This is a genomic window from Streptomyces sp. NPDC002994, assembly GCF_040611155.1.
Taxonomy (GTDB): Bacteria; Actinomycetota; Actinomycetes; order Streptomycetales; family Streptomycetaceae; genus Streptomyces.
The window spans coordinates 72,814-99,138 of the sequence record NZ_JBEXNQ010000002.1 but is presented as its reverse complement, the minus strand read 5'-3'; the positions used below and the strand labels follow the sequence as shown (position 1 = coordinate 99,138).

Genomic DNA, 26,325 nt, shown 5'->3' with positions numbered 1-26,325 from the left:
ACACCAGAAAGAGGCACTTTTCGTGCATAAGAACATCAAGATCACCGCGGCTGCCGCCGCCTCCGCCGCCCTCGCCCTCGGCCTCGGCGCCTGCGGCACCGCCTCCGACCCGGGTGCCAAGACCGAGTCCGGCGGCAAGGCCGACGCCTCCAAGGCGCTCGTCGTCGCCGCGTCCCCGACGCCGCACGCCGACATACTGGGCTACGTCAAGGACAACCTGGCGGCGAAGGCCGGCCTGAAGCTCGAAGTGAAGGAGTTCACGGACTACGTCCTGCCGAACACCGCCACCCAGAGCGGTGAGGTCGACGCCAACTTCTTCCAGCACAAGCCGTACCTCGACGACTTCAACAAGAAGAAGGGCACGACCATCGTGCCCGTCGCCAATGTCCACCTCGAGCCGCTGGCCCTCTTCTCCAAGAAGGCCAAGGACATCAAGGACATCAAGCCCGGCCAGACGGTGGCGGTGCCCAACGACACCACCAACGAGGGCCGCGCGCTCAAGCTGCTCGCCGACAACGGCCTCATCACGCTGAAGGACGGCGCGGGCCAGGACGCCAAGCTGACCGACATCAAGGACAAGAAGGGCCTTGAGTTCAAGGAGCTGGAGGCGGCCACGCTGCCCCGCGCCCTGAACGACGTCGACGCGGCGGTCATCAACGGCAACTACGCCATCGAGGCCGACCTCGAGCCCGCCAAGGACTCGCTGGCGATCGAGAAGGCCGAAGGCAACCCGTACGCCAACTTCCTCGCGGTCAAGAAGGGCAACGAGAAGGACGCGCGCGTGCAGAAGCTCGCCGAGCTCCTCAACTCCGCCGAGGTCAAGAAGTTCATCGAGGACAAGTACGACGGCTCGATCGTGCCGGCCTTCGGCGCCGTCAAGTCCTGACGCCCGTACGGTCCTTGTGAGCCGAGGCCCCGCCGGCCCGCACCGGCCGCGCGGGGCCTTCGCGTGCCCGGGAGCCCGCCACCCGACCATGCGCACGGCGGGGATGATGCTGCATGCTGTGCCTTTAGCCTTTACGTCCTTTACGACGGTCCACGGCATGGAGCTGAGCATGACTACCACCTTCCCGGACATCTCCATCAGCACGGACCGGCTGGTGCTGCGGCCCTTCGACGAATCGGACATCCCGGCGCTCACCGAGATGATGAAGGACGAGATGGTCACCGCCTGGACGTCGGCTCCCCACCCGTACACCACGCGCGATGCCGAGCGCTGGGTCCGCAGGATCGCTCCTGCGGAGCGCACCCAGGGCCGCGGGATCGCACTCGCCGTCACCGAGTTCCTCACCCAGCGGCTCGTCGGGACCGTTCACCTCCAGCACACCGACTGGCGCACCCGTGCCACCGAGGTCGCCTATGTGACGGCCCCGTGGGCGCGCGGCGAGGGCTACGCCACCGAGGCGGTGCTCGCCGTCGCCCAGTGGATCTTCCGCGACCTGCGGTTCGAGCGCCTGGAACTGCGCACCGCCGCCGACAACACCGCGTCGCAGCAGGTCGCGCAGAAGATCGGCTGTATCAGCGAGGGTGTGCTGCGCAACGCCTGGATAGCGCGTACACGGACCGAGAACGGCACGGACGGCGGCTGGACCGACATCCGCACCGACTTGATCGTATGGAGCCTGCTGCCCGAGGATCTGGAAGGCGTCGCCGACCGGATGGCCGACGCCGGCGGCTACGGCTCGTACAACGACTGGAACTGACCGCCCGCCCGGGTCCGTCCTGGTCTGTACCAGGTACTGTCACCGCACCAACCAGCGACAACTCCAGGAGACTGACAGGATGGCCGACCGGGTCACGGTGATCGGCTGGGACGGATCGCCGCTCACCGCTGCGGCCAGGTCCGCCCTCGCGGCCGCGACGCTCGTCGCGGGCGCCGCACACCACCTGGCGCTCCCCGAAGTGCCGCCGGGCGCCGAGCGCATCCGCCTCGGCAGCGTCGACCTCGCCGCCCGCCGCATCGCCGGGCACCGGGGCACCGCCGTCGTCCTCGCCGACGGAGACCCCGGCTTCTTCGGCGTCGTACGGACGCTCCGCGCGCCCCAGCACGGCCTGGAAGTCGAAGTGGTACCCGCCGTCTCCTCGGTGGCCACCGCGTTCGCCCGCGCCGGGATGCCCTGGGACGACGCCCAGATCGTCGTCGCCCACCGCCGCACGCTGCGCCGGGCCGTCAATGTGTGCCGGGCGCACACCAAGGTCGCCGTGCTCACCTCCCCGGGCGCCGGGCCCGCCGAGCTCGCGCTCCTCCTCGAAGGAGTGCACCGCACCTTCGTCATCTGCGAGGAACTGGGCACGGCCCGCGAGCAGGTCACCGTCCTTACTTCCGACAAGGCCGCCGACCACGCCTGGCGCGACCCCAATGTCGTCATAGTCATCGGGGGCAGCGGCGGACCCGCCACCCCCGCCTCCGGCACCGGCCCGGGCGGTCCGGGCGGCGGCTGGATCGGCGGCCGCGATCCCGGCTATCCGCCCGCCGTACGGGGCTGGGCGCTGCCCGCGCGGGAGTACGGCGACGGGCTCGACGCGCTCGGGGAGGGCGAGTCCACCGGCCTGCGGGCCGCCCAGCTGGCCCGCCTCGGGCCGCGTACGGGCGACCTCGTCTGGGACATCGGCGCGGGCAGCGGGGCGCTCGCCGTCGAGGCGGCCAGGTTCGGCGCCGCCGTCATCGCCGTCGACGCCGACCTGGACGCGTGCGACCGTACGGCGGCCGCCGCACGGCGTTTCGGCGTACAGCTGCATGTCGTGCACGGGCGGGCGCCATACATCCTGGAGGACCTGCCCGAGCCCGATGTCGTACGCATCGGGGGCGGGGGAGTGCCCGTCGTATCCGCGTGCGCGGACCGCAGGCCCGAGCGGATCGTGACGCACGCGTCCACGCGCGACGAGGCCGAGGCGATCGGCCGGGCGCTCGCCGAGGGCGGCTACACCGTCGAATGCGCGCTGCTCCAGTCCGTCGAACTCGACACCGGCGCCTGGTCGGAGCGCGACCGCTCGGTGGTCTTCCTGCTCTCCGGCGTACAGGAGCGGCGCGAAGCGTCTCGGTGAGCGGTACGGATCGCGCCCCGTGACCATGCCGCTGCACGGCGCGGGGTAGGCTGGCCGATCGTTGTACCGCAGCCGGGCGTTCGGCGCTTCGTTCGCCAATGTCCGGAAACGGGGCCCGTTTTGGCGCTCTATGTGGTACGGCGCAGCCGGGGGGCCGCGCAACGTGGCGTAGCCCACAGCGGGCCGTGGCGGGACTTCCTGCCCTGGCGGCGAACGGCCGCGAGAATGCATGGTGTCCGCGGGGCTTTCGTGCCGCGTGACGGGGACGCTCGTTGTTGTTTTGACGGGTGCCGAACGTGCCGCGAGCGGGCGTCCCGTGCGAAGGGCCGAAGGAGCACAAGCGATGGGCGAGGGGTACGCATGACTGACACCGGCCGGGTCCCGGGCGAGGGACTGCCGGAGGACGCAGGCATGGTGGCGCAGCCGGGTATCTCAGCTCCGGGCGCGTACACCTTCCTCGAACCCTCCGAGAGCGCTGCCGAGGACGACGACCTGCTGCTGATGCCGGGCGCGCAGGGCGCGTGGAGCGACCCTCAGGTCGTGCCGGCGCCGCAGCAGATAAGTGAAATGCCGCAGCCGCAGGCGCAGCCACAGCAGCAGCCGCAGCACGCGCTTCAGGCTCCCGAGGCGGCGCAGACGCAGCTGCCCGAGCAGATGTCCGAGGTGCCGCAGGCGATGCCGCAGACGCAGTCGGCAGACCAGGTACACCAGGCGGCAGAGGCTCCCGAGCGACATCTGGCCTCTGTCCCGCAAGCGCCTGAGCCGGCCCAGCCGCAGGCGCAGGCACAGCCGCTGCCTCAGCCGCAGGCTGAGACGGGGGAGCCCGGCGCGCACGAGGCCGGTGGCCGCGATTCCGGTTCCTTGGACCTCAGCGTCGTACGCACTCCGCAGCCGGCGCCCGCCGCGGCCCACACGCCGCCCCCGGCACGCCGCCCGCTGCACCTCGGCCCGCCGATGCCGGAGGCGTCAGGTGGTGTCGTACGCTCGCTGGCCGACCGGGGGCCCGCGAGTGGCGCCGGCGGTGTGGCGATGCCGCCGCAGAATCCGGTGCCCGTACGGCAGCCGAGCCCGGTGGTCACCGGCCCCGAGTACCTGGACATTCCGAGCGACGAGGTGGCTGCGCTGCCCGGGCCGCAGCTCGGCGCGATCCCGTCACAGGCTGCCATGTCGTGGCCTGAGCCTCAGCAGTCGCAGGCTCCTCAGGAGACCGCTGCAGAAACGGTCGTTCCGGAGGCTATAACTCCGGAACCGCAGCCTCAGGCTGTCCCCGAGCCGGAGCTCCCGGCTGAGCCTGCTCCGGCGCCTGCGCCGATCGCGGAGGAGGCAGTGAGCGTAGCGGCCGAACCCCCGGAGCCGGTGGCCGTCGAGCCGGAGCCGGAGCAGTCGGAACCACAACACCCCGAGCCCCAGCCAGCGCCCGAGCTCCAGCCTGCGCCCGAGCCCCAGCAGCACCCAACACCCCTGCCGCCTCAGGAGTCGCAGCCCGTCGGCCAGTTCGTCCCGGTCGAGGGCTCTCTCCCGACCGCGCCGCACCTGGCCCCGGCGCCGGCGGAAGAGCCGGCCGCCGAGCCGGAGCCCGAGCCGCTGCCGGAACCGGTCGCAGTTGCCGCAGAAGCGCCCGAGCCCCAGGCGGCGCCGGAAGCGGAGGCGGCACCCGCGCCCGCCCCCATGCCCGAAGCCCTTCCGGAGCCCGCCGAGACCCCGGCGCCGGAACCGGAGCCCGTAGCGGTCGCGGCCCCGGAAGAGCCCGTGGCCGAACCGGCCGCCGCAGTCGTAGAGCCGGAGCCCGCCCCGGAACCCGAGCCCGCTCCCGAGCCGGACCCTGTCCCGGAGCAGCTCGCCGAGCCCGCCACCGACACCGTGGCCGAGGCCGCTGCCCCGGTCTCCGTGACCGTTCCCGCCCCGCGCGACGGTGCGGCGGAACTGCCGGTGCAGCAGGCCCCGGAGGCCGAGCCCGCAGCAGCCGCCGAGGCCCCCCAGCCAGAAGCGGCTCCCGAGCCCGAACCCGTACCCGAGCCCGAACCCGTGGTCGTCGCGACCGAAACCGCCCGCGCCCCGGCCTATGACGACGCCGAGCGCGAAGCGGTCCTGCGCGTGATGCGCGAGCGCCGCGACATCCGCAACGGGTTCCGCAGCGACCCCATCCCGCACGAGGTCCTCCTGCGCGTCCTGGAAGCCGCGCACACCGCGCCGAGCGTCGGCCACTCCCAGCCCTGGGACTTCGTGGTCATCCGCTCCGCCGAGACCCGCCGGACGATGCACGAACTCGCCGTCCGCCAGCGTGACGCGTACGCCAAGTCGCTGCCCAAGGGCCGGGCGAAGCAGTTCAAGGAACTGAAGATCGAGGCCATCCTCGACACTCCGGTGAACATCGTCGTCACCGCCGACCCGACCCGCGGCGGCCGCCACACCCTCGGCCGCCACACGCAGCCGCAGATGGCGCCGTACTCCTCCGCCCTCGCGGTCGAGAACCTCTGGCTCGCGGCCCGCGCCGAAGGACTGGGCGTCGGCTGGGTCAGCTTCTTCGACGAGCGGGAGATGGTCCGCGCCCTGGGCCTGCCCGAGCACCTCGAAGTGGTCGCGTACCTCTGCGTAGGCTACGTCGACGAGTTCCCAGAAGAACCCGAGCTGATGCAGGCGGGCTGGTCCAAGCGCCGCCCCCTCTCCTGGGTCGTCCACGAGGAGACGTACGGCCGCCGCGCCCTGCCGGGCGAGGAGCCGCACGACCTCCTCCAGGAGACCGTCTCCAACATCCGCCCCCTCGACGCCAAGGCGCTCGGCGAGGCGTGGGAACGCCAGAAGCGCATGACGAAGCCGGCCGGCGCGCTCGGCATGCTGGAGATCATCTCCGCGCAGCTGAGCGGACTGTCCCGGATGTGCCCGCCCCCGATCCCCGAGCCGGCGGCGGTCGCGATCTTCGCGGGTGACCACGGCGTACACGCGCAGGGCGTCACGGCCTGGCCTCAGGAAGTGACCTCGCAGATGGTCGCGAACATCCTCGGCGGCGGCGCGGTCTGCAACGCCTTCGCGAGCCAGGTCGGCGCGGAGGTCTGCGTAGTGGACGTCGGCGTGGCAGGCGAACTGCCCTCCACTCCGGGCCTGTTGCCCCGCAAGGTGCGCGCGGGCACGGCCGACTTCACGACGGGGCAGGCCCTCACCCACGAGGAGGTGCTCGCCGCGATCGAGGTGGGCATCGAAACGGCGCGCGATCTGGTGGCGGCGGGCAACAAGGCGCTGATCACCGGTGAGATGGGCATCGCCAACACCACCGTCTCGGCCGCTCTCATCGCCGTCTACACAGGCCAGGACCCGGCCGAGATCACCGGCCGCGGTACGGGCATCAACGACGAGATGCACGCCCGCAAGGTAGACGTCGTACGCCGCGCCCTGGATCTCCACCAGCCGGACCCGGCGGACCCGATCGGCGTCCTGGCGGCGGTCGGCGGCCTGGAGCACGCGGCGTTGGTCGGCTTCCTGCTGGGCGGAGCGTCCCTGCGCACACCGGTCATCCTGGACGGGGTGAGCGCGGGAGCGGCGGCGCTGGTAGCCCGGGCGATCGCCCCCGAGGCACTCGCGGCCTGCATCGCGGGCCACCGCAGCGCGGAACCGGGCCATGTGGCCGCCCTCAACAAGCTGGGCCTGCGCCCCCTGGTCGACCTGGACCTCCGCCTCGGCGAGGGCACGGGCGCGCTGCTGGCACTGCCGGTGGTCCAGAGCGCGGCAAGGGCGATGCACGAGGTGGCTACGTTCGACTCCGCCGGAGTAACCGAAAAGTAGCCGCCCGGCTGCGCTCCCGCACCCCCGCCGCGGGCTGCGGCGGGGGTGAGCAGGGCTGCCCCGACACGGCCACGGTGCCAGGAGGGGCCGTGTCGGGGCGCTCCCCGCAGGGTGTCGAACGCAACGCGCCCGAACGTCCCCAGTGCCCGAACGTTCGGCACCCGAGGAGACGCCCCGACGCGGCACCGACCCCCCAGGGGTGGCAGAGCGAACGCGCCCCGGGCGGAGCACTTTTCCCCACCCCGCCCCTTCCCGTAACCGGGGCCGGCCCCAGCCCCGGTCCTCAATCGCCGGACGGGCTGAATACGGCCAGGACTGGAGATGGGCCCAGCCCCAGGTCCTCAAGCACCGGACGGGCACGGCCCCGACGTGGCGGCGTAAGTCGCTGGAAGGCGCTAGAAGCCATCCACGCCCACTTCGGTGATGCCTGCGTAGAGCCAGCCCCACACCATGCCGCTGGGCGTCTTCGGGTCGAACAGGCCCGGGGCCAGCTTGTCCATCTCATCCAGGAACACCCGCGCCACGGCCTCCTGGTCCTCCTCCACCGTATAGGGGTGCCAGCAGGCGTTGCTGTAGCGGTAGACGGCCTCGAGGATGCGAGTGAAGACATCGAGGTCTGGCGCGAGCGACACCAGCGTCCGGTCCGTCGGCCCGTCCAGTCGGCTCCAGATGTGCACGGACCCGTCGTGGCGGTGCAGATACAGGTCGCCGTAGTCGCACATGCCGAAGGCGATCAGGTCCGCGGCGGCCATACCGCTGGGCAGGCCGTCCTCGGACAGGGCGCCGTCGGCCGGGGGTCGCATGGCGTCGGACGAGCGGGCCTCGTACTCGGCCCCGTGGCACACCCACCACGTGGGCAGGCCGATGTCCCGCAAGTGCCGTCTGCTTCCAGGGTGTTCGAGCCCCTCGGGCAGTTCGCTCTCGGGTATGCGAACCACGTGCCGCTCCCCAAAGGCGTCGTCGACCCGGGCCGCGCTGAGCGGACCCGTCGGCCGCCGCTGCGCCGGTTCCGGTCCCAGCGGCGGCTCTTCGGACGACGTGGGGTCGATCCAGCCACGCGGCCAGTCCCGCAGCACCTCAGCGTCTGTCTCGAGCACCGCTATGCCGTGCGTGTTCTCGACAAGATGGCGGATCCTGCCGCCCTCGGCGGCGAACGCGACGGCGCCTTCCCAGCTCTCCGGCGCCATCAGCTCCCAGTTGCCCAGCTCGGGCGCATCAAGCACCTCCGTTGACCAGGGCGCTTCTGTCAGCGTTCCGTCGTCCCTGACCTTCACCCTCCGGCCCGTCTCCGCGTCGAGCCAGAGCGGACCGCGGTGGTCGACCACCTCCACGAGCTCGCGGCCCTCGTACATGCGGCGGTGGACCTGGTAATAGTCGCCGTTCAGACTCGGGTGGGCCATGAACCAGTTGGCCGGCCGCCACCAGGCCCACACCGTTCGCCACGGCATCCTCGGCTCGGCCGTCGCGATCCGCTCGGCGTACTCCTCGTGGCCGGTCGCCTTCGCCGCGAAGTGCAGCCAGGAGGCGAACTCGGCGGGCGCCACGTCCGCGTCGCCGAAGATCGCTTCGGCCTGCAGGAAGACCTCTCGCCCCACGCTCTCCGCGCCATTCGCAGCGGCGATGTGGTCGCGCACCGCCGTGCGATCAGCGGTCAACAGCCGTGCGGGGTCGGCCAGTATGTCGTCCAGCTCCTCACTCATGCGGCCATCCTGTCAGCCACCACCGACACCCCACCCAGTCACCCGGGATGTGGGGTGGTGACGAAAGCAGACTCACCATCTGGGATCCGGTACAAACAACCCACAGCAGCGATCTTGCTCAGGGCAGCGCTCACCGAAGGCCGGCATCCCCCGGTTCCGCTCGTCCCGCCCGCCCATGTCGAGGAAGTCCACCTTGCCTCGGGCGCTGCGCTGGAGAGCTTCCTAGACCTTCCCACCGAGGCAGTCGTCCTGGACCGCCTGCGGGAGGTGGCCCTCGGAGTCGGAGAGGACTACGTCCTCATCTTCACGCCGGAGGGGCACACACTGACCTTCCACCTTCTTGGCCGTGGTCAAGCCCCTGGGCCGCATCCGGGGCGGTCGGACTCCAGGAGTCCAAGGGCGATGAGTTTCGCTGTTGGTTCCAGTCTGTATCCCCGACACGCGATCAACCGCACTCGAGGAGAGCATCATGACCGCTACCTACACATTCGACGTCTTTTCCAGCCTCGACGGCTTCGGCGCCGCCAGCGGCAACTGGACCGGTTACTGGGGCAAGCAAGGCCCCGAGCTCCTCGACCACCGCCTCGCCCTGTACAGCGAGGAGCAGCGGATGATCTTCGGGGCCAACACGTATCGGGCGTTCGCGCGGATGCTGGCCTCGAGCACCGAGGGGTCCGAGGTGCGTGACCCATGGGTCACACGGATGAGGAGCCTGCCGGCAACGGTGGTGTCGACCACGCTAAAAGGATCCCTCGATTGGCCGGATGCGAACGTCGTGAGCGGCGATGCCGTCGACGTCGTCGCTCGGCTCAAGGAGGAGTCCGAGGTACCGCTGCGCTCGCACGGGAGCCTGTCGATGAACCGGGCGCTGATGGCCGCCGGTCTGGTCGACCGCGTCCAGGTGACGCTCTTCCCTGTGATCACCGGTCAGACCGGGCTGGACCCGATTTTCCAGGGTGCGGCCGACTTCGACCTCGAGCTGATCGAGCGCCGGACCCTCGACGGCCACATCCAAGAGCTCATCTACCGGCCCACCCTGCATGTCTGAGTCCATCCATGCACCCGCACCCCACCCCGCCAAGCAGCCGGACCTGACCGGATGTTCCCGCTGACCGGCACGCCAACGCCGACCCTTGCCGGACGCGCCGGCGCTGCTGCTCCGGGCTGAACTCGTTGACGTACTGCCCGCGCGGCCCCGTCAGCAGCCCTTCGGTAACCAGCCGGCCGACCCCGGCCGCCGCTTCCTTGGTACCGATCTCGAACGTCCGGGCGATCTCATCACGGGTCATGAACCGCTCGCAGCTTCGGTGGATCACGGTCCGCATCAGCCGGTAGGCGCGCTCGGTCAGGGCCATCGTGACGACGCTGTAGAGGGGGTAGCCGTCGCGGAGGGTCACCAGCCCTTCGGCGGCGAGCTGTTCCAGGGCGGACCCGACCACGCGCGCGGACAGCCGGCCCCGGGCCCCGGTCCTCAAGCGCCGGACGAGCTGAATGAGGCCAGGGGTGGACAGGGGCCGGCCGCAAGGCCCCGATCTTCAAGCGCCGGGCGGGCCGGGTGTGGCCCGGGGACGGAAAAGGGGGGTGCGGCCAGGGGCGGAGACGGGGGCTGTGACGACCCAGACCCCGGTCCTCAAGCGCCGGGCGGGCGCTGGGGCTCCCGACGCGCCCCGGATGCCGGTCTTCGAGCGGCTGGCGGGCTGGGTGCGGCCAGGGGAGGCTGAGGTTCCGGCGCCCCGGATCGCGGTCGTCGAGCAGCGGGCGGGCCGGATATCGCCGGGGGCGGGCGCGCTCCGCGCTCGCTACCGCTTCCGGCCGCCGGTGACCTCCTCGCCCCCGGCCCGTAAGGTATTCGCTGGGGCCCGCCCCCGCCCCCACCAGCCGCTTCACCGTCGCAGCGGCGCAAGGCCCCGAGCCGCCGCACCCACCTCCCCGCCCCGAGGAGCCGCACGCCATGACCGCGTCGAACGCCGCCGCAAGCGACCCCCACCCCGCCTACCCCGTCGGACTCCGCCTCGCCGGCCGGCGCGTAGTCGTCATCGGCGGCGGCCAGGTCGCCCAGCGACGCCTCCCCGCACTCATCGCGACCGGCGCCGACATCGTCCTCGTATCGCCGACCGCCACCCCCTCCGTCGAGGCGATGGCAGAAGCGGGCGAGATCCGGTGGGAGCGCCGACCGTACGCCGACGGAGACCTGGCCGACGCCTGGTACGCCCTGGTCGCGTCCAGCGACACCGCCGCCAACACCGCCGCCTCCGCCGAAGCCGAACGTACCCGCACCTGGTGCGTCCGTTCCGACGACGCCGAGGCCGCCACCGCCTGGACCCCGGCCACCGGCCGCTCCGAGGGTGTGACCGTCGCCGTCCTCACCAGCGGAGGCCCGGACCCCCGCCGCACCGCCGCCGTACGCGACGCCATCGTCGAGGGCCTGCGCGACGGGACCCTCGTCGCCCCGCACCACCGCACCCGCACCCCCGGCGTCGCCCTCGTCGGCGGCGGCCCCGGCGACCCGGACCTGATCACGGTCCGCGGCCGCCGCCTCCTCGCCGAGGCGGACGTCGTCATCGCCGACCGCCTCGGCCCGCGCGACCTCCTCGACGAACTCCCGCCGCACGTCGAGGTGATCGACGCCGCGAAGATCCCGTACGGCCGCTTCATGGCCCAGGAGGCCATCAACAACGCGCTCATCGAGCACGCGAAGGCCGGCAAGGCGGTCGTACGCCTCAAGGGCGGCGACCCGTTCGTCTTCGGCCGGGGCATGGAGGAGGCGCAAGCCCTCGCCGAGGCCGGCATCCCGTGCACCGTGGTCCCCGGCATCTCCAGCTCCATCAGCGTCCCGGGCGCGGCCGGAATCCCCGTGACCCACCGGGGAGTGGCGCACGAGTTCACGGTGATCAGCGGCCACGTCGCTCCCGAGGACTCGCGCTCCCTCGTCGACTGGAAGGCGGTCGCGGGCCTGCGCGGCACGCTCGTACTCCTCATGGCCGTCGAGCGGATCGGCGCGATCGCCGAAGCCCTGACGGCGTACGGCCGCTCGCCCGAGACGCCCGTGGCGATCATCCAGGAGGGCACGATGGCGGCCCAGCGCCGCGTGGACGCGACGCTCGCGACCGTTGCCGAGAAGGCCAGGACCGAGGACGTACGCCCGCCGGCGGTCATCGTCATCGGCGAGGTGGTCACCGTAGGCCCGAACCGCGCGAAGTAACCGAGCGAAGTAATCGCGCGAAGCAACCGCGCGAAGCAACCGAGGCAGGCGGGGCGAAACGGTAACCCCGGGTAACCCGACCCCGCCGCCCACCCATTGGCACCCCACCCACGACAAGGCAGTATCACCCTGTGGCCGACCTCATCACCATCGACGACCCCGACGACCCGCGTCTGAGCGACTACGCGGGCCTGACCGACGTCGAACTCCGGCGCAAACTCGAACCCGCCGAGGGCCTGTTCATCGCCGAGGGCGAGAAGGTCATCAGGCGTGCCAGGCACGCCGGTTACGAGATGCGGTCGATGCTGCTGTCCGCCAAGTGGCTGGACGTCATGCGCGACGTGATCGACGAGGTCCCGGCCCCGGTGTACGCCGTGAGCCCGGACCTCGCCGAACGCGTCACCGGTTACCACGTCCACCGCGGCGCCCTCGCCTCGATGCAGCGCAAGCCGCTCCCGGCCGCCGAGGACCTGCTCAGCGGAAGCAGCCGGGTCGCGGTGTTCGAAGACATCGTCGACCACGCCAACCTCGGGGCCGCCTTCCGCAACGCGGCAGCCCTCGGGATCGACGCGATCCTGCTCAGCCCGCGTTGTGCCGACCCCTTCTACAGGAGGTCGGTGAAGGTCTCGATGGGAGCCGTCTTCCAGGTTCCGTGGACCAGGCTGGACTCCTGGCCGAAGGACGTCGAGCTCCTGCGGTCCGCGGGATTCACGTCCGCCGCGCTCTGCCTGAGCGAGCAGTCGATCACCCTCGACGAGCTCGTCCAGCGGCAGCACGAGAAGCTGGCCCTCATCTTCGGCACCGAAGGGGTGGGGCTCACGCCCGAGGCACTGATGGCGGCCGACGAGCACGTCCGCATCCCGATGGGCGCCGGAGTCGACTCGCTCAACGTGGCCGCCGCCTCTGCCGTCGCGTTCTACGCGACGCGAGTACGGCCGGCCTGACCCCGGAGCGGCTGCGGCTCACAGGGGCCGCGGGACCTCCGGGGCCGGCCGCCCGTCCACCTCGAGCGATACGCCGAGACTCCTGGCCGGGCCCTGACACCCCTGCGCCGCCGCGATCCCCAGCGCCACCAGCAGCGTCACCACGACGAAGACGACGAGGCGCTGTCGCAGCAGCCTCGGGTTCGCCGGACGCCGCCCGGTCGACGTCGTCCTGGTCCCCGGTCTCGTCGCGGGACGCCCGTTCGTACGGCCGCCGGAACGTGTCGTGTTGCGCGCGCCCGGAGGGCGTGAACCCGTTCGCGCGGTCGAGGCGCGCGGGGCCTGAGCGCGCGGCGCGGGCGTACCCGGCGCGCGCCCCCGCGCGTCCGGTTCGACGTACTGCTCGACGTACTGCTCGATGTACCGCTCCGAGAGCCGCCCGGTGGGCCGCTCATGATCGCCGCGGGGAGCGGAAGGCCTGGCCTCGCTGACCCCCTGGGCCTCCCGCGCCGCGATCTCCTTGAGCCGCATGGACAGCTGAAGCGTGCTGGGCCGCTCCTCCGGGTCCTTGGCGAGGCAGGCCCGCACCAGCGGCGCGAGCGCGTCGGGCACGCCGTACAACTGCGGCTCCTCATGCACCACGCGGTACAGCATGACCTCGGAACTGCCCTGGCCGAAGGGGGAGTCGGCGGTGGCCGCGTACGCCAGAGTGGCCCCCAGCGCGAACACGTCCGTGGCCGGCGTGACCGCCGCCCCGCGCACCTGCTCGGGCGCGAGGAAGCCGGGGGAGCCGACCGCCGTACCGACATGGGTGAGGGTGCTCGCCCCGGTCGCCCAGGCGATGCCGAAGTCGATGATCCGAGGTCCCTTGGGCGACAGCAGGATATTGGAGGGCTTCAGATCGCGGTGGACAACACCCGCCTCGTGCACAGCCACCAGCCCCTCGGACAGCGCCGCCCCGATCGAGGCCACCTCCGAGGCGACCAGCGGCCCCTCGTCGACCACCTTGTCGTGCAGCGACGGTCCCGGAACGTACTGAGTCGCGAACCACGGCCGGTCCGCCTCCAGATCGGCCGCCACCAGCCGCGCCGTACACCCGCCGCGGATCCGCCGTGCGGCGGACACCTCGCGCGCGAAGCGCGACCTGAACTCCTGATCCTCCGCCAGGTCCGGCCGGATCACCTTAAGGGCGACGCGCTGGCCGCGCCGGTCGGAGCCCAGATAGACGACTCCCATGCCACCCGCCCCGAGCCGCCGGTGAAGCCTGAACGAGCCGACGACACGCGGGTCCTCGCGCCGGAGCCGCATCATCGCCATGTCCGTCCCCTACCTCTGGTGAGGCCTCCCCCACCCCGCTGCTGACCGGTCCGTCCGACGTCGCACAGCTTACGTACCTGCGGCCCGGTGTGCTCATAGGCCGCGCCCTCGCGAATCGATCGATTGTCAGTGCCGGGTGGGAAGCTTGAAGAGTGGTCAGGGGGCGGCCGATCCGTCGCCTCCGGCCCGTGCGAGATCTCAATGGTCCGTCGCAGAAGGGGGATTGGATCAATGAAGGGCGATCGCGTGGAGATAGTGGTAGACGCGGGAGACACCACCCGTACGTACGAGGTGGTGGCCTCCCGGGCAGGCCGACGGGTGGAAACGGCGGTCCGCAGGGGAGTGGTGGAAGTGAGCGAAGTCACCCGCAGCGGCTCCGTGGTGCGCACCGCGCGCTTCATGGCGACCAGGGTGCTCGCCCTGGTCGAACAGCCGGTCCCCAGGGAGGACGCCTCAGAGCACGCCGAACACTCCGAAGGCGCGACGAGGCGGCGTCCCCTCCGGGAAGACCCCAAGACGTAGGGCGCTCTCTCCACCCTGGGGAGTACGCCGCAGGGCTGTCGCTCATCCTCCGGGAGGCCCGGCAATCAGTACGCGGGCATGACGACCCGGTCCTGACGGGCCCCTAATGTTGAAGTCAAGCGGCGGGTGGAGCACTCGTCCCCCGAGGTCAGACACCCGCCGCTGCCAACAACGAAAGGAGAGGGGCCATGGCGGACACGGCATCACGAACGATGATCCGTACGCAGGGACGCAGGGCATTCGCCTCGTTCGGCAACCGTCCGTCAGGCACGCGCCACCCCCTGGTGGCGACGGCCATGGCTCTTCCCCTCGCGGCGCTGCTCGTCGTCCTCTTCGGAGGCTGGGAAGCAGTGGTCACACAAGCGTCGTCCGTGGGCGTGATGCTCGGGCGCTGAGCGGCGCCCACGGCCCGGTAGAGCGGACCGGTCCAGGACATCCGGCCATTTCAATACCCCGTGGGGACGGGGGTGCGGCGGACGACTGCGTTTGCCCGGACAGCTGGGGAGCTGTCCGGGCAACGCCTTTTCCCGCCCCGGGCGGCAGCACGTAACCGGGGCTCCGCCCCGGACCCCGCTCCTCAAACGCCGGACGGGCTGAATTTTCAGCCCGTCCGGCGTTTGAGGACACGCCCGAAGGGCGTCTGTGTGGTCCGGGGCCTGGGGCTTGCCCCAGTTCGGGAAGGGGCGGGGTGGGGAAGAAGCCCAGCGCAGCGCGTAGGCTCCCGGGCGGCACCGACCGCACCACACGCTCCGGGGGGACCGTGACCGTATCCGTATCTGTAGCGCGAGCGCTGAGCGCCGCCGCACACGACGCCGCACGCCGGCCCGCACCTCGCCCTCCGCGCAGCGCAACACCCACCCCCTGCCCCTGCGCACGCCCCCACATCCTGGCCGACAGGCCGGACGGCACGGTCGTACGCCACGGTGACGTGGTCGCCAAGTCCCACGCCCCCGACACGGACCTCGGCGCCCTCACCGCCCGCGTCGCCACCGCCGCACACCCACTCCTCACCGGAATCCTCCTGTCACCCCTGCCCGTGCCGGCCGCGAAAGGGGACGCCCGCGTCACCGTGCTGCACGGCCGGCCGCTCACCCTGTGGCCGTACGGAACCCCCGTCGACCCGGAGGATCCCGACGCCGCCCCCTGGGAGGACGCCGCAACCCTCCTCGCCCGGCTGCACGGGGTCGCCCCCGGCGCGCTCCAACTCCCCGCGCCGCTCCCGCCCATGCGCGGCCCCGCGAAGGCCGCCCGCGCCCTCGCACGTATGCAGGCGGCAGAACCTCACCCCGCCGCCCCCACCGTGCTCCGCGCCTGGACCCGCCTCCCCGCCTGGGCCCGAGGGGAAGCCCCGTCCCCCCACGACCGCGCGGCGCTCTGCCACGGCGACCTCCACCTCGGCCAGCTCGTCCGTCACCCACCCCACGCCGCCGCCGAAGGCCACTGGCTGCTGATCGACGTGGACGACATGGGCGTCGGCGACCCCGCCTGGGACCTGGCCCGCCCCGCGGCCTGGTACGCCGCCGGCCTGCTCGCACCGGACATATGGGACCGCTTCCTCGGTACGTACCGGGCGGCGGGCGGTACGGCCGTGTGCCCGGACGGCGGCGATCCGTGGCCCCAACTCGACGTACCCGCCCGCGCGCTGACCGTCCAGACCGCCGCCCTGGCCCTCGCCAAGTCCGCCGCCGAGAACCGGCCGCTGGACGAGGTGGAGGAGATGATGATCGAGGCCTGCGCCCGAATCGTGGCTCTACCGGCCGAGTTGGAGTCCGGAGCCACGTCGTAGGGTGAACGGACCGTCGCCGGGCATGCATTCCGGCGATGCCGAACCGACGGCGAGGAGTTGACCCGACCATGCAGTGCCCCAAGTGCCATGCACCCATGCACACGTACAACCGCAATGGTGTCCAGATCGAGCAGTGCAGTGGTTGCCGCGGGATCTTTCTCGACTACGGCGAGCTGGAGTCGCTGACCCGCCTGGAGTCACAATGGACCCAGCAGGCCCCGCCTCCGCCCCCGGCCCCGCAGCAGCCCTACCCGGCCGCTCCCGCCCCCGCCTGGGGCGCCCCGCAGCACGGTCACCACGGTGGCCACCACGGCGGCCACCGCCAGAAGGGCTTCGGCCGGATGCTCTTCTCGTCCTGACCATGAACACGAAGCAGCCCCGGCCGTGAATCACGGCCGGGGCTGCTTGCGGGTGGTGCGCGATACTGGGATTGAACCAGTGACCTCTTCCGTGTCAGGGAAGCGCTCTCCCGCTGAGCTAATCGCGCGGGCTGATCATGCTGCGTTCCTACGTTCCTGCTAACTGCGTGCGCGATACTGGGATTGAACCAGTGACCTCTTCCGTGTCAGGGAAGCGCTCTCCCGCTGAGCTAATCGCGCGGGACGGACACCCCGGTCAAAGTACAGCCGGGGATCCAGTGGACGATACTGGGATTGAACCAGTGACCTCTTCCGTGTCAGGGAAGCGCTCTCCCGCTGAGCTAATCGTCCTTGGAGGTGGAGACGGGATTTGAACCCGTGTAGACGGCTTTGCAGGCCGTTGCCTCGCCTCTCGGCCACTCCACCAGGAGTGCATGACAGGGGGTCGGGAAGATCCCCCACACCGAGCGGACGACGAGATTCGAACTCGCGACCCTCACCTTGGCAAGGTGATGCTCTACCAACTGAGCCACGTCCGCTTGTCTTACCCGGGGCGTTCCGTGTCCCGGCGACGTGTTGAACTCTAGCGGATTCCGGGGCCAGTACAAAAACGCGTTTGTGCAGCGTGCTGCGGTGCGTCCGCCCCGGCGCAGGTCACCGCCGTCCGCTCTAGACTCGGGGCCGTGCACGACCTTCCCCCTTTGGCCCGCTTCGGCGGCCTTGTCGCCTCTGATCTGCGCGATGTGACCAGCGACCCAGCCGCACTCGACTCCGCCGGCTTCTGGGCCGTCACCGCGGACTTCGAGGGCCGTCTCGTCTGTGCCCGCTTCGGCGACGTACGCACCGAGCCGGTCCCCGCCCCGGTGCCCGGCGCCTGGCACGGTCCCGCCGCCGGTGACTGGACGTCGTCGATGGACCGCGCCGCGTACACAGCGGGCGTACGCCGCATCCGTCAGCACATCGCGGCCGGCGAGGTGTACCAGGCCAACCTCTGCCGCGTCCTCACCGCGCCGCTGCCCGACCGCGCCGGCGCACGCGCCGACGTCGACGCGCTCACCGCCCTGCTCGCCCAAGGAAACCCGGCGCCGTACGCAGGAACGATTCGGCTCCCCGCGCACGGCGTCGAGATAGCCACCGCTTCCCCCGAGCTCTATCTCCGGCGCGACGGGCGGACCGTCGAGTCGGGGCCGATCAAGGGCACCGGGCGGACCGCCGGCGACCTCCTGGAGAAGGACCACGCCGAGAACGTGATGATCGTGGACCTGGTCCGCAACGACCTGGGGCGGGTCGCGGTCCCCGGCTCCGTGACCGTTCCGCAGCTGTGCGTCGTCGAGCCGCACCCGGGCCTCGTGCACCTCGTCTCCACGGTGCGCGCCGAGCTCGCCCCCGACGCCGGCTGGGCCGCGCTGCTCGCCGCGACGTTCCCGCCCGGCTCGGTGACGGGCGCCCCCAAGTCGAGCGCCCTCACGATCATCGAGGCGCTGGAGACCGCGCCGCGCGGCCCGTACTGCGGCGGCATCGGCTGGGTGGACGCGGATCGCGGCACCGGCGAGCTGGCCGTCGGCATACGGACCTTCTGGATCGACCGCACCCTCCCCGGCGGCCCGGTCCTGAGGTTCGGTACGGGCGCGGGCATCACCTGGGGCTCCGACCCCGGGCGCGAATGGGAAGAGACCGAGCTGAAGGCCTCCCGGCTGCTCGCGGTAGCGTCGGGCACGTACCGGGAGACGGGAAGGACCGCGTCATGAAACTTTGGGTCGACGGCGGGCTGCAGGATGCGGCGACCGCCAGGGTGTCCGTACTCGATCACGGTCTGACCGTGGGCGACGGCATCTTCGAGACGGTGAAGGCGACCGCGGGACGGACCTTCGCCCTCACCCGGCACCTGGACCGGCTGGCCCGCTCGGCGCGCGGTCTCGGCCTGCCCGAGCCCGACCTCGACGAGGTACGCCGCGCCTGCGCCGCCGTCCTGGACGCCAATCCCCACCTTATGGCGAAGCTCGGCCGGCTGCGGATCACCTACACCGGCGGCCTCTCGCCGCTCGGCTCCGAGCGCGGGGACACCGGCCCCACTCTGATCGTCGCCCTCGGGGAGGCCGGCCGCCGCCCCGACAGCACCGCCGTGATCACCGTCCCCTGGACGCGCAACGAGCGGGGCGCCCTCACCGGGCTCAAGACCACGTCGTACGCCGAGAACGTCGTCGCACTGGCCCGCGCCCGCGAACAGGGCGCCTCCGAGGCGCTGTTCGCGAACACCGTCGGGCAGCTCTGCGAGGGCACGGGCTCCAATGTCTTCGTCGTGCTCGAAGGGCGGCTGCTCACCCCGCCCGTCTCCTCCGGCTGTCTCGCCGGCATCACGCGCGCCCTGGCCGTCGAATGGACGGGCGCCGAAGAGGCCGACTTGCCGCTCGACGTGCTGGAGCGGGCCGACGAGGTCTTCCTGACCTCCACGCTGCGCGACGTGCAGGCGGTGCACCGGGTCGACGGGCGCCAACTGCCGGGCGCGCCGGGCCCCGTGACGGCCAAGGCCATGCGCGTCTTCGACGAGCGGGCGGCGTCGGACCTGGACCCGTAAAAGCGCCGGATATTTGGGATGACGGGTGGCCGTCCGGCGGGTACAACTCCCCTGATGACCACAACCCTGCGGCCCACAGCGCCGCTTCAGCAAGGCGCCGACGGCGCGAAGTCGCGTACGTACGAAGTCTGCGTGAACAGCCGCCCGGTAGGTGCCGTCGAGCTGTCCACGGATCCCCGCTCGGGGACCGCCGTGGGCCGGGTCGCCGGACTGCGCATCGACGAGGCCGACCGGCGCCGCGGGAGAGCGACGGTCGCCGCGCTCGCGGCCGAGGAGGTGCTGCGCGGCTGGGGCTGCCGCCGCGTGGAGATCTCCGTCCCGGCCGAGGCGGCGGCCGCGCTGCGCATGGCGTCCGCGCTCGGCTACGCCGAACGCGGACGCAACATGATCAAGACCTTGCCCGCGCGGCCTCCCGCGCTGCCCGAAGGCGTCGTGGGCAGGCCGATGAGCGAGAGCGAATTCGAGACCTGGCTCGCCCACACCAAGGCGGGTTACGCCCGGTCCCTGTCCGAGCGCGGACTCTCCGAGGAGGCGGCGCGGGCCAAGTGCGACGCCGACCACGCGGTCGCGCTCGCCGACGGAGTCGCCACCCCGGACACCTACCTGGGCGTCCTTGTCCGGGACGACAAGGTGGTGGGCACGCTCTGGCTGGCGCTGCGGCACCCGCACCCCGGCCAGAGCGGTGCGTACGTCTTCGACGTCGAGATCGCCGCGGAGTGCCGGGGCCAGGGGCTCGGGCGCGCGCTGCTGCTGCTCGCCGAGCGCGAGGCACTGGCGGCCGGGACCGAGCGCATAGGCCTCAACGTCTTCGCGGACAACACCCCGGCCCTTCGGCTGTACGAATCACTCGGCTACGAGCCGGTTTCGTACCACCTCTACAAGCAGCTGCTCTGAGGGCGAGTGCGCGGGGCAGGCGACCGTGCGGGTCAGGCGAGCAGCCGGTCGACGATCTCCTCGATGCGCTCGCGCAGCCCTTCCTGGCTCTTCCCGCCGTCCAGCCGCTCGTCGCCGATGACGTACGTCGGCGTGCCGGTGACGCCGATCGCCTTGCCCTCGGCCTGGTCGGCGTCGACGATCAGGAGGTGCCTGCCGTCGATCAGGGCGGTGTCGAACTCCTCGGCGTCCAGCCCCAGTTCGGCCGCGATCTCCAGCAGAAGGGGCTCGCCCTTCGCCGCCAGCTCCTCGGTACGGGCGAGGACCGCCTCCACGTACGGCCAGCCCTTGCCCTGGTCGACAGCCTCTTCGGCCGCCTGCGCGGCGGCGTAGGCGTGCTTGTTCTTTTCGAGGGGGAAGTGGCGCACGCGTACGTCGAGCCGGTCGCGGTAGCGCTCACACAGGGCGCGCACGTCGTCCAGCGCGGCGTGGCAGTCGGGGCACTGGAGGTCGCACCAGAGGTCGAGGACGACGGGGCGCGCGGGAGAGGAGTCGGTCATGGGACCAGTCTCCCAGCCCGGCACGCGGGCCCCCAACCGGGACCTGGGGAGGAGGAGCGCCCCCGAGATCTCCCTGAGGTCGTACGGGGGCGTGGCCCCGGCAGCCTCGGCCGGTGCAGGATGGAGGGGAACGTACCCCCCGTACACCCTGGCACTGGAGGACCGGATGCTGGCAGAGACGATCTGTTCCGCGGCGTCCGCGGCCGGTCTGGGCATCGCCGCGATCACCGCGTACCGCAAGCGATTCCTGGCTGCGACGCGCATCGCCGCCTATTCGCTCGTGCCGGTCGGACTGGTGATGACCGGCGTCGTCGAGTGGGTTTCGGGCATCGCCTTCAAACCGGTGGTCTGGGTGGGCTTCGGCGTGCTCGGCCTCTCCTGGGTGCTCTTCATGACGACCAGGGCGGTGGAGCGCCGTACCGGTGGCACCCGCCAGGAGCGCAAGGCCGCGCGGGCCGCCCAGCGCGAAGCGGTCGCTCCGAAGGCGGGCGCGCCGTCGCTCGGTGGGGGCCTCCCGGCGGCAGCGGAGCCGAAGCAGCCTCAGGCCGGGCCGGCCAAGTCGGCCAAGCCGGCCAACAAGGGGCAGACGCAGTCGGAGGACTTCAGCGACATCGAAGCGATCCTGAAGAAGCACGGCATCTGACAGGAAACCTGGCAACTCGGACGCCGAAGCGATCACTGGAAGATCGCGAATGGTCAAGATCCGGCGAACTCCCGTCGCAGGTGGGCGTGTTGGTCGTCACCGGTGGTCGCGCTGCGTCATCATCGGCCCGAGATGCTGGACACAACCCGGGGCGAAGTCCCCGCACCCACCGAAGAAGAACCGCGCGGTTGCCTTTTCGCGCTTTCCCAGCCACCCCTGATGATCTTCCTCGCGCTCATCGGCTTCCTGCTGCTGATGGCGGCGATGCACGATCTCTTCCTGCTGTGAGCGGGCGGGATCTCAGCCCGCCGCTTCCTTGCGCCGTGCCCGGTACGCCGCCACGTGCAGCCGGTTCCCGCAGGTGCGGCTGTCGCAGTAGCGGCGGGACCGGTTGCGCGACAGATCCACGAAGGCCCGCCGGCAGTCCGGGGCCTCGCAGCGGCGCAGCCGCTCGTGCTCGCCGGAGACCACGATGAAGGCCAGCGCCATTCCGCAGTCCGCCGCGAGATGGTCCGCGACCGAGGCGCCGGGTGCGAAGTAGTGCACGTGCCAGTCGAAGCCGTCGTGGTCGGTCAGCCGCGGTGTGGTGCCGGCCGCCGCCACGAGCTGGTTGATCAGCTCCGCGCAGGTGTGGGGGTCGGGCGCCGCGAACACGTCCGCGAAGCGCCCTCGCACGTCCCGTACGGCCCTCAGGTCGGCCTCGGTGAGCGTGCCCACGTCGCTGACGTGATGGAGCCGCACAAAGCCGTACAGCGCCTCGATGTCTTCGAGCCGGTCGCCGCTCTGGTCACTCTCCGGCGCCGTGTTCACCAGATCGACGACGACGTCTAGGGCGCGCCGGGTGTCGTGGGGGATCAGCACGATTCGCTCCCTGGCCTGCTGCGGGCGGGCGCCCGCAGATGCCGGTCGACTTTAGCGGCTCGCGCGCGGAGCGCACCGGCGCCGTCCCCACGGTGGATTCCGCGAAGACGGCGGCGATGCATGCCGTATACCGTATGCAGTTGTCCGCCCCACGCCGTCGCCCCGAGTCGGACGGCGGTGGGTGGCTCTCGGTCTGGCTCAGTTCTCCGCCAGGATGTGTGAGAGTTCCGTGTCGAGATCGAAGTGACGATGCTCGGTGCCAGGTGGTACCGCGGCGTCCGTCCGCTTCAGGAACGACTCCAGGGCCCGCGCCGGGGCTTCGAGCAAGGCTTCTCCTTCCGGGGAGCTCAGGGCGATGCACACGACGCCCTGGCCATGACTGCGGGACGGCCAGACTCTGACGTCGCCGGTACCGGTGGGCCGGTGAAGGCCCTCGGCGAGGAGATCGCGGGCGAACACCCACTCGACGGTTTCCTCGGCTCCGGTGTGGAAGGTGGCATGCACGGCGTAGGGATCGGCCGTGTCATACCGCAGGCCCGCGGGTACAGGCAGTGATGACTCGCTCGACACTACGAGGCGCAGGTGCAGCTCGCAGCTGACCGTGGTGTTCATAAGCGCCAGGGCCTTTCGCTCAGTGTGCGCTCGGGGATTCGCACGTCGGCGAAATCGACATGCCACCTACGGTGTCGTTGTAAACCCCTCTGACCTTTTTGCGGCTCTTCAGGTACCTCGTACGGCGGAGTGACACTTGAGGCAGTACGACCATTTCGACGAGGTGATCCGGTCCGGTAGGTTGGGCCCTATGAATGCGGAGAGTAACGAGCGGGAAGAAGTCGTCGACCCGGCGGCGGCGGCGCCCGCCACGGGGGGCGCGAAGGGGTCCGAGCGCGAGCTGGGCTCCCGGGCGCCGCAGGTCATCAAGCGCTACAGAACGCTGCACCTGAGCTGGCAGGTCGGTGTGTTCGTCATCGGCCTGGCGGTCGTGGCGGCGGGCGTGGTCATGCTGCCGCTGCCCGGGCCCGGCTGGCTGGTGATCTTCGGTGGCATGGCGATCTGGGCCACCGAGTTCGTGTGGGCGCAGCTGGTGCTGCGCTGGACGAAACGGAAAGTCACCGAGGCGGCCCAGAAGGCGATGGATCCCAAGGTCCGGCGGCGCAACATCGTCCTCACCACGATCGGCCTGGTGATCGTCGCGGTGCTGGTCGGGATCTACGTCTGGAAGTTCGGCATGGCGATGCCGTGGAACATCGAGCAGTGACCGTCGCGTGACGGACAAGTGACCGGTAATGGGTTCGGGCGACCCGCTGACATGGGGTAATGTTTGCGGAGCGCCGGGGCGATTAGCTCAGTGGGAGAGCGCTTCGTTCACACCGAAGAGGTCACTGGTTCGAACCCAGTATCGCCCACCCGGACCGAAGGCCCGGAAGACGAAAGTCTTCCGGGCCTTCGCCGTTCCCGGAGCCGGGAACGGCGAGCCCTCAGCGCATCCGCCCGAGGGTGTCCCGCAGCCGTCGCGCGTCGCGCAGGCGCTGCTCGTACGTCGCCCCCACGGCCAGCAGGAGCAGGCCGGCAAGGGCCGGCGGCAGCCAGCGGGGAAGAGATCCGACCACTTGGACGACGTACGGCGCGAGCTCGTGCAGCGCGACCAGGGCGAGCACCGCGGAGCCCAGTACCAGCAGGGCCTGGAGCCGCTGCCGGGCGCCCATGAGGGTCACGGCGAGCGCGGCCGCGCCGAGGAGCAGCGGGCGCAGCCAGTGCTGGTCGCCCCAGGCCGCGATCAGGCTCGGCAGGAGTGTCGCGGCCAGCCCCGGGCCGTACGCCGCCCAGGACGAGGCCTCGGGGTCGCGCCGGCGCCGCAGCACACCGATCGCGAGCGCAGGGATGGTGACCGGCAGCGTGTACGCCTCGGGCGTGACGACGTCCGAGGCGCCGAGGCGGACCCAGGTGGCCAGTACGAAGAGCACGGCAGCCGCGTATCCGACGGGGCGACGGTCGGCCCGTACAGCGGTGCCGGCGGCGATGACGCCGGAGAGCGCCAGGACCAGCGCGAGGGTGGGCGCGTGGCCCACCGTGAGGCCGATCGCGAGCAGCCCCGTAGCGGCGCCCGTGACCTCCAGGGGCGCGGCGGTGACGTGGTCGCGGATACGGGCGGCGAGCACGGCGGCCGCCGCCGGGACGGCGAGGATGACCAACCCGGCGTGATGGGGCGCGAGTTCGAACGAGGCGGCGGCGGCGCCGGCCAGTCCGGTCGCGTACACGACGGCCGCCGCCGCGGCGACCGGCGGCGTAACGGCTCCCTTGGCGAGCACGGCGGCCGCGCCGAACAGGGCCAGCATGACGCCGAGCACGGCGAAGGTGGCGGCCTGGGCGGCCAGCGCCAGCAGTGAGACGGAGAGCGCCGACGCGACGGCGCAGGCGAGCGCGGTGAGCGCGAGGGACGAGCCGGGTGCCGCCGTGGCGCGGACCGCCAGGGCCAGGGGCACGGCGGCCAGGAGCACGTACAGGGTTACGGCCGCCGGGTAGCCGAAGTCCAGCGCGGCCGGGGTGGCGTACGCCGCGGCCCAGGCCAGCGCGAGAGCCACGCATGCCGCCGGGGCGCGCCGGGTGGAGCCGGGTGCGGTCAGGCGGCGCGCTGCCGCGGCGACGGCGGCCACGGTCAGCAGGACCAGCGGGGCGGTGGACGTCCAGGACCAGGGCAGCTCGGAGGCCAGCGCTTCGCGGACGCCGGCCGGGGCACCGGACCAGGCACGCTCCGCCCAGGCGGCGGGGCCCAGCAGGGTGACCGCGACCAGCGGCAGCGCCCACACGGCGCCCGCCGCCAGCACCGCACCGGACGAACCGGCCAGGCCCAGGACCATGGGGCGCGGCAGGTTCGCCCGTACGACGGCCAACAGGGCCACTGCGCACAGCACGTACACCGGCATGGCCCAGGCGTCCGGCACGGCGGGCCGCAGCACGCCACCGACGGCCGCCAGCACCGCGAGCCCGGCAACTGCCGAGGCGGCGACGGCGTGCGGCGACGGTGCGGCGACGGGCGTCGGGGGCGCGGCGTGCGGCGTCGGCGCGGCGGTGCGGGGCGAGCCGGTCTCACTGCCCGGCGACGGCGCCGCCTGCGGCGTGGGCTGCTTGGTGTCCGGCGATGGGGCGACAGCATGCGGCGAGGTGACCTCGCTGTCCCGCGTCGGCGCGGCCGCGTGCGGCGTCGGCGCTTCGTGCAGCGGTGGCACGGCCGTGTGCGCGGTCTCGCCGCCCGCCGTCGGCGCGGTGGCCTGCGAGGTGGGTGCTGCCGACTGCGGGGACGGCGCGCGCCAGGCGGCGAACAGGGCGAGGGCGGCCAGCGCCAGCAGCAGTGCGCCCGGGCGCAGTGCGTCGGTGGTGCTCGCGGCAGCCAGCGACATGGAGCCGGCGCTGAGCAGCGCCCCCGCACCCGTCAGCCAGGCCCCGGCACACGCCAGCGGGCGTACCGCGCGGCCGGTGCCCCACAGGGCCACGGCGACGTCGAGCGCGGCCGTGGCCAGCAGCGCCCAGGTGAGCGTGAGCGGGCCGGCGTCGGCCGCCAGCGCCCAGAGAACGAAGGGGAGTTGAGCGGTGATCAGCGCGGCGGGCAGCGGCAGCCTCAGCCGGCCGAAGCCCAGACCGTACGCCGCCCAGAGCGCGGCCAGTACGGCCGAGCTGACCGCGGCGTACGCGAGAGAGTCCATGTCCGGCGCCGCGACGCGGTGCACCGCGTACGCGTCGAGCACCGTGAGAGCCAGCCCGAGCGCGCCCACCGACTCGGCGGTCGAGACGAGCCCGCGGCGCAGCAGCAGGGCCGGCGCGGCCAGCGCCAGGGCCGTCACGGCGCCCAGCACCGCCGAGCGGCCGCCGATGCCCATGTGGCCCCAGCTGACCAGGGTGAAGGCGACGGCGGCGATGGTCAGCAGGATGCCGCCGAGTGTCAGCAGCACGTTCTGAGCGCTGCGCGGTGAGGCCTCGTGCTGCGGGGCGTGCTGCGGGGCGAACTGCGGCGCGAAGGGGTTCTGTGGGGCTACGGGCTGCTGCATGGCACTGAGCAGCCAGGCCCTGCGGGCCAGCAACTGGGCGCGACGGGCTTCAATATGACCCAGTTCGCGGTCGAGGATCACCAATTCCTCGGCGGGTGGTGGCGCGTTCTCCATGGTTGGGAGTGTGGCGCCCGACACA

Annotated in this window: 24 protein-coding genes and 6 tRNA genes; 18 read left to right on the top strand and 12 right to left on the bottom strand. The window is 71.9% G+C overall.

Going from position 1 to position 26,325, the window contains the following annotated elements:
• The first annotated feature begins 22 nt into the window (after positions 1-22).
• From ABZX79_RS02410 to cobT, 4 genes are all read left to right on the top strand, one after another.
• On the top strand, positions 23-886 hold the full coding sequence (locus ABZX79_RS02410) for a MetQ/NlpA family ABC transporter substrate-binding protein (protein ID WP_355250311.1): 864 nt from the start codon (positions 23-25) through the stop codon (positions 884-886).
• Positions 887-1,055: 169 nt separating this feature from the next.
• Positions 1,056-1,703, top strand: coding sequence for a GNAT family N-acetyltransferase (locus ABZX79_RS02405; RefSeq protein ID WP_355250308.1), 648 nt, complete (start codon positions 1,056-1,058; stop codon positions 1,701-1,703).
• A gap of 79 nt (positions 1,704-1,782) precedes the next feature.
• A complete protein-coding gene (cbiE, locus tag ABZX79_RS02400) occupies positions 1,783-3,045 on the top strand; it encodes a precorrin-6y C5,15-methyltransferase (decarboxylating) subunit CbiE (RefSeq protein ID WP_355250305.1) in 1,263 nt (420 codons plus the stop codon).
• Between the two features lie 360 nt (positions 3,046-3,405).
• Positions 3,406-6,822, top strand: a complete 3,417-nt coding sequence (gene cobT, locus ABZX79_RS02395) for a nicotinate-nucleotide--dimethylbenzimidazole phosphoribosyltransferase (protein ID WP_355250302.1) — start codon at positions 3,406-3,408, stop codon at positions 6,820-6,822.
• Between the two features lie 395 nt (positions 6,823-7,217).
• Here cobT and ABZX79_RS02390 read toward each other — a convergent pair whose 3' ends face one another.
• A complete protein-coding gene (locus ABZX79_RS02390) occupies positions 7,218-8,522 on the bottom strand; it encodes an SUKH-4 family immunity protein (RefSeq protein WP_355250299.1) in 1,305 nt (434 codons plus the stop codon).
• Positions 8,523-8,991: 469 nt separating this feature from the next.
• Here ABZX79_RS02390 and ABZX79_RS02385 point away from each other — a divergent pair, with 469 nt between their 5' ends.
• Positions 8,992-9,570: a dihydrofolate reductase family protein gene (locus tag ABZX79_RS02385; RefSeq protein ID WP_355250296.1), complete on the top strand. Its 579-nt coding sequence runs from the start codon at positions 8,992-8,994 to the stop codon at positions 9,568-9,570.
• Here ABZX79_RS02385 and ABZX79_RS02380 read toward each other — a convergent pair.
• Entirely contained in the window at positions 9,542-9,997 is a 456-nt protein-coding gene (locus ABZX79_RS02380) for a hypothetical protein (protein ID WP_355250293.1), read from the bottom strand. The two genes, ABZX79_RS02385 and ABZX79_RS02380, sit on opposite strands and share 29 nt — an antisense overlap.
• A gap of 476 nt (positions 9,998-10,473) precedes the next feature.
• Here ABZX79_RS02380 and cobA point away from each other — a divergent pair, with 476 nt between their 5' ends.
• The gene (cobA, locus tag ABZX79_RS02375; RefSeq protein WP_355250290.1) at positions 10,474-11,724 is read left to right on the top strand and encodes a uroporphyrinogen-III C-methyltransferase; all 1,251 of its coding nucleotides are present in this window, start codon (positions 10,474-10,476) and stop codon (positions 11,722-11,724) included.
• 131 nt (positions 11,725-11,855) lie between these two features.
• Complete coding sequence (locus tag ABZX79_RS02370; RefSeq protein ID WP_355250287.1) at positions 11,856-12,668, top strand: RNA methyltransferase; 813 nt, start codon at positions 11,856-11,858, stop codon at positions 12,666-12,668.
• A gap of 18 nt (positions 12,669-12,686) precedes the next feature.
• Here the strand turns inward: ABZX79_RS02370 and ABZX79_RS02365 are convergent, their stop codons facing one another.
• Positions 12,687-13,964: a serine/threonine-protein kinase gene (locus ABZX79_RS02365; protein WP_355250284.1), complete on the bottom strand. Its 1,278-nt coding sequence runs from the start codon at positions 13,962-13,964 to the stop codon at positions 12,687-12,689.
• A 231-nt stretch (positions 13,965-14,195) separates the two neighbouring features.
• On the opposite strand from ABZX79_RS02365, the gene ABZX79_RS02360 reads away from it, so the two are divergent.
• The 4 genes from ABZX79_RS02360 to ABZX79_RS02345 all read left to right on the top strand — a co-directional run bounded on the left by ABZX79_RS02360 (position 14,196) and on the right by ABZX79_RS02345 (position 16,631).
• A complete protein-coding gene (locus ABZX79_RS02360; RefSeq protein WP_355250281.1) occupies positions 14,196-14,486 on the top strand; it encodes a hypothetical protein in 291 nt (96 codons plus the stop codon).
• A 188-nt stretch (positions 14,487-14,674) separates the two neighbouring features.
• Entirely contained in the window at positions 14,675-14,881 is a 207-nt protein-coding gene (locus ABZX79_RS02355; protein ID WP_215132187.1) for a hypothetical protein, read from the top strand.
• Between the two features lie 365 nt (positions 14,882-15,246).
• Entirely contained in the window at positions 15,247-16,272 is a 1,026-nt protein-coding gene (locus tag ABZX79_RS02350; protein ID WP_355250278.1) for an aminoglycoside phosphotransferase family protein, read from the top strand.
• 68 nt (positions 16,273-16,340) lie between these two features.
• The gene (locus tag ABZX79_RS02345) at positions 16,341-16,631 is read left to right on the top strand and encodes a zf-TFIIB domain-containing protein (RefSeq protein ID WP_214976619.1); all 291 of its coding nucleotides are present in this window, start codon (positions 16,341-16,343) and stop codon (positions 16,629-16,631) included.
• Positions 16,632-16,684: 53 nt separating this feature from the next.
• Here ABZX79_RS02345 and ABZX79_RS02340 read toward each other — a convergent pair.
• From ABZX79_RS02340 to ABZX79_RS02320, 5 genes are all read right to left on the bottom strand, one after another.
• Positions 16,685-16,759: transfer RNA gene (locus ABZX79_RS02340), tRNA-Val, on the bottom strand.
• A 40-nt stretch (positions 16,760-16,799) separates the two neighbouring features.
• Positions 16,800-16,871 (bottom strand) — tRNA-Val (locus tag ABZX79_RS02335).
• 39 nt (positions 16,872-16,910) lie between these two features.
• Positions 16,911-16,982, bottom strand: a tRNA-Val gene (locus ABZX79_RS02330).
• A 1-nt stretch (position 16,983) separates the two neighbouring features.
• A tRNA-Cys gene (locus ABZX79_RS02325) sits at positions 16,984-17,057 on the bottom strand.
• A 40-nt stretch (positions 17,058-17,097) separates the two neighbouring features.
• A tRNA-Gly gene (locus tag ABZX79_RS02320) sits at positions 17,098-17,170 on the bottom strand.
• 144 nt (positions 17,171-17,314) lie between these two features.
• On the opposite strand from ABZX79_RS02320, the gene ABZX79_RS02315 reads away from it, so the two are divergent.
• From ABZX79_RS02315 to ABZX79_RS02305, 3 genes are read left to right on the top strand one after another with little or no spacing between them, the layout of a single operon-like run.
• A complete protein-coding gene (locus ABZX79_RS02315) occupies positions 17,315-18,379 on the top strand; it encodes a chorismate-binding protein (protein ID WP_355250274.1) in 1,065 nt (354 codons plus the stop codon).
• Entirely contained in the window at positions 18,376-19,206 is an 831-nt protein-coding gene (locus ABZX79_RS02310) for an aminodeoxychorismate lyase (protein ID WP_355250271.1), read from the top strand. Before ABZX79_RS02315 ends, ABZX79_RS02310 begins: the two co-directional genes overlap by 4 nt.
• 54 nt (positions 19,207-19,260) lie before the next feature.
• Positions 19,261-20,100: a GNAT family N-acetyltransferase gene (locus tag ABZX79_RS02305; protein ID WP_355250268.1), complete on the top strand. Its 840-nt coding sequence runs from the start codon at positions 19,261-19,263 to the stop codon at positions 20,098-20,100.
• 32 nt (positions 20,101-20,132) lie between these two features.
• On the opposite strand, the gene ABZX79_RS02300 is transcribed toward ABZX79_RS02305, so the two are convergent.
• Entirely contained in the window at positions 20,133-20,639 is a 507-nt protein-coding gene (locus ABZX79_RS02300) for a DsbA family protein (RefSeq protein ID WP_355250265.1), read from the bottom strand.
• Positions 20,640-20,805: 166 nt separating this feature from the next.
• Here ABZX79_RS02300 and ABZX79_RS02295 point away from each other — a divergent pair, with 166 nt between their 5' ends.
• Together ABZX79_RS02295 and ABZX79_RS02290 are read left to right on the top strand one after the other, a co-directional pair.
• A complete protein-coding gene (locus ABZX79_RS02295) occupies positions 20,806-21,282 on the top strand; it encodes a hypothetical protein (protein ID WP_355251014.1) in 477 nt (158 codons plus the stop codon).
• A gap of 132 nt (positions 21,283-21,414) precedes the next feature.
• Positions 21,415-21,570 (top strand): hypothetical protein, encoded by a 156-nt coding sequence (locus ABZX79_RS02290; RefSeq protein ID WP_355250262.1) that lies wholly within the window; start codon positions 21,415-21,417, stop codon positions 21,568-21,570.
• 12 nt (positions 21,571-21,582) lie between these two features.
• Here ABZX79_RS02290 and ABZX79_RS02285 read toward each other — a convergent pair whose 3' ends face one another.
• Both ABZX79_RS02285 and ABZX79_RS02280 read right to left on the bottom strand, forming a co-directional pair.
• On the bottom strand, positions 21,583-22,143 hold the full coding sequence (locus ABZX79_RS02285; protein ID WP_355250259.1) for a CGNR zinc finger domain-containing protein: 561 nt from the start codon (positions 22,141-22,143) through the stop codon (positions 21,583-21,585).
• A 198-nt stretch (positions 22,144-22,341) separates the two neighbouring features.
• Positions 22,342-22,755, bottom strand: a complete 414-nt coding sequence (locus tag ABZX79_RS02280; protein ID WP_003987206.1) for an SsgA family sporulation/cell division regulator — start codon at positions 22,753-22,755, stop codon at positions 22,342-22,344.
• Positions 22,756-22,945: 190 nt separating this feature from the next.
• On the opposite strand from ABZX79_RS02280, the gene ABZX79_RS02275 reads away from it, so the two are divergent.
• Positions 22,946-23,401, top strand: a complete 456-nt coding sequence (locus tag ABZX79_RS02275; protein ID WP_355250255.1) for a TIGR02611 family protein — start codon at positions 22,946-22,948, stop codon at positions 23,399-23,401.
• Positions 23,402-23,477: 76 nt separating this feature from the next.
• Positions 23,478-23,549: transfer RNA gene (locus ABZX79_RS02270), tRNA-Val, on the top strand.
• 72 nt (positions 23,550-23,621) lie between these two features.
• On the opposite strand, the gene ABZX79_RS02265 is transcribed toward ABZX79_RS02270, so the two are convergent.
• Entirely contained in the window at positions 23,622-26,300 is a 2,679-nt protein-coding gene (locus ABZX79_RS02265) for a hypothetical protein (RefSeq protein WP_355250252.1), read from the bottom strand.
• Positions 26,301-26,325 lie beyond the last annotated feature (25 nt).

Excerpts from the sequence above, each read along its gene's own strand:
- cobT (WP_355250302.1), top strand. The coding sequence starts at position 3,406 with ATGACTGACACCGGCCGGGTCCCGGGCGAGGGACTGCCGGAGGACGCA.
- ABZX79_RS02295 (WP_355251014.1), top strand. The coding sequence starts at position 20,806 with ATGCTGGCAGAGACGATCTGTTCCGCGGCGTCCGCGGCCGGTCTGGGC.
- ABZX79_RS02355 (WP_215132187.1), top strand. The coding sequence starts at position 14,675 with ATGGCGGACACGGCATCACGAACGATGATCCGTACGCAGGGACGCAGG.
- ABZX79_RS02275 (WP_355250255.1), top strand. The coding sequence starts at position 22,946 with ATGAATGCGGAGAGTAACGAGCGGGAAGAAGTCGTCGACCCGGCGGCG.
- cobA (WP_355250290.1), top strand. The coding sequence starts at position 10,474 with ATGACCGCGTCGAACGCCGCCGCAAGCGACCCCCACCCCGCCTACCCC.
- cbiE (WP_355250305.1), top strand. The coding sequence starts at position 1,783 with ATGGCCGACCGGGTCACGGTGATCGGCTGGGACGGATCGCCGCTCACC.
- ABZX79_RS02360 (WP_355250281.1), top strand. The coding sequence starts at position 14,196 with ATGAAGGGCGATCGCGTGGAGATAGTGGTAGACGCGGGAGACACCACC.
- ABZX79_RS02305 (WP_355250268.1), top strand. The coding sequence starts at position 19,261 with ATGACCACAACCCTGCGGCCCACAGCGCCGCTTCAGCAAGGCGCCGAC.
- ABZX79_RS02280 (WP_003987206.1), bottom strand. The coding sequence starts at position 22,755 with ATGAACACCACGGTCAGCTGCGAGCTGCACCTGCGCCTCGTAGTGTCG.
- ABZX79_RS02390 (WP_355250299.1), bottom strand. The coding sequence starts at position 8,522 with ATGAGTGAGGAGCTGGACGACATACTGGCCGACCCCGCACGGCTGTTG.
- ABZX79_RS02290 (WP_355250262.1), top strand. The coding sequence starts at position 21,415 with ATGCTGGACACAACCCGGGGCGAAGTCCCCGCACCCACCGAAGAAGAA.
- ABZX79_RS02265 (WP_355250252.1), bottom strand. The coding sequence starts at position 26,300 with ATGGAGAACGCGCCACCACCCGCCGAGGAATTGGTGATCCTCGACCGC.
- ABZX79_RS02300 (WP_355250265.1), bottom strand. The coding sequence starts at position 20,639 with ATGACCGACTCCTCTCCCGCGCGCCCCGTCGTCCTCGACCTCTGGTGC.
- ABZX79_RS02365 (WP_355250284.1), bottom strand. The coding sequence starts at position 13,964 with ATGGCGATGATGCGGCTCCGGCGCGAGGACCCGCGTGTCGTCGGCTCG.
- ABZX79_RS02345 (WP_214976619.1), top strand. The coding sequence starts at position 16,341 with ATGCAGTGCCCCAAGTGCCATGCACCCATGCACACGTACAACCGCAAT.
- ABZX79_RS02405 (WP_355250308.1), top strand. The coding sequence starts at position 1,056 with ATGACTACCACCTTCCCGGACATCTCCATCAGCACGGACCGGCTGGTG.
- ABZX79_RS02385 (WP_355250296.1), top strand. The coding sequence starts at position 8,992 with ATGACCGCTACCTACACATTCGACGTCTTTTCCAGCCTCGACGGCTTC.
- ABZX79_RS02310 (WP_355250271.1), top strand. The coding sequence starts at position 18,376 with ATGAAACTTTGGGTCGACGGCGGGCTGCAGGATGCGGCGACCGCCAGG.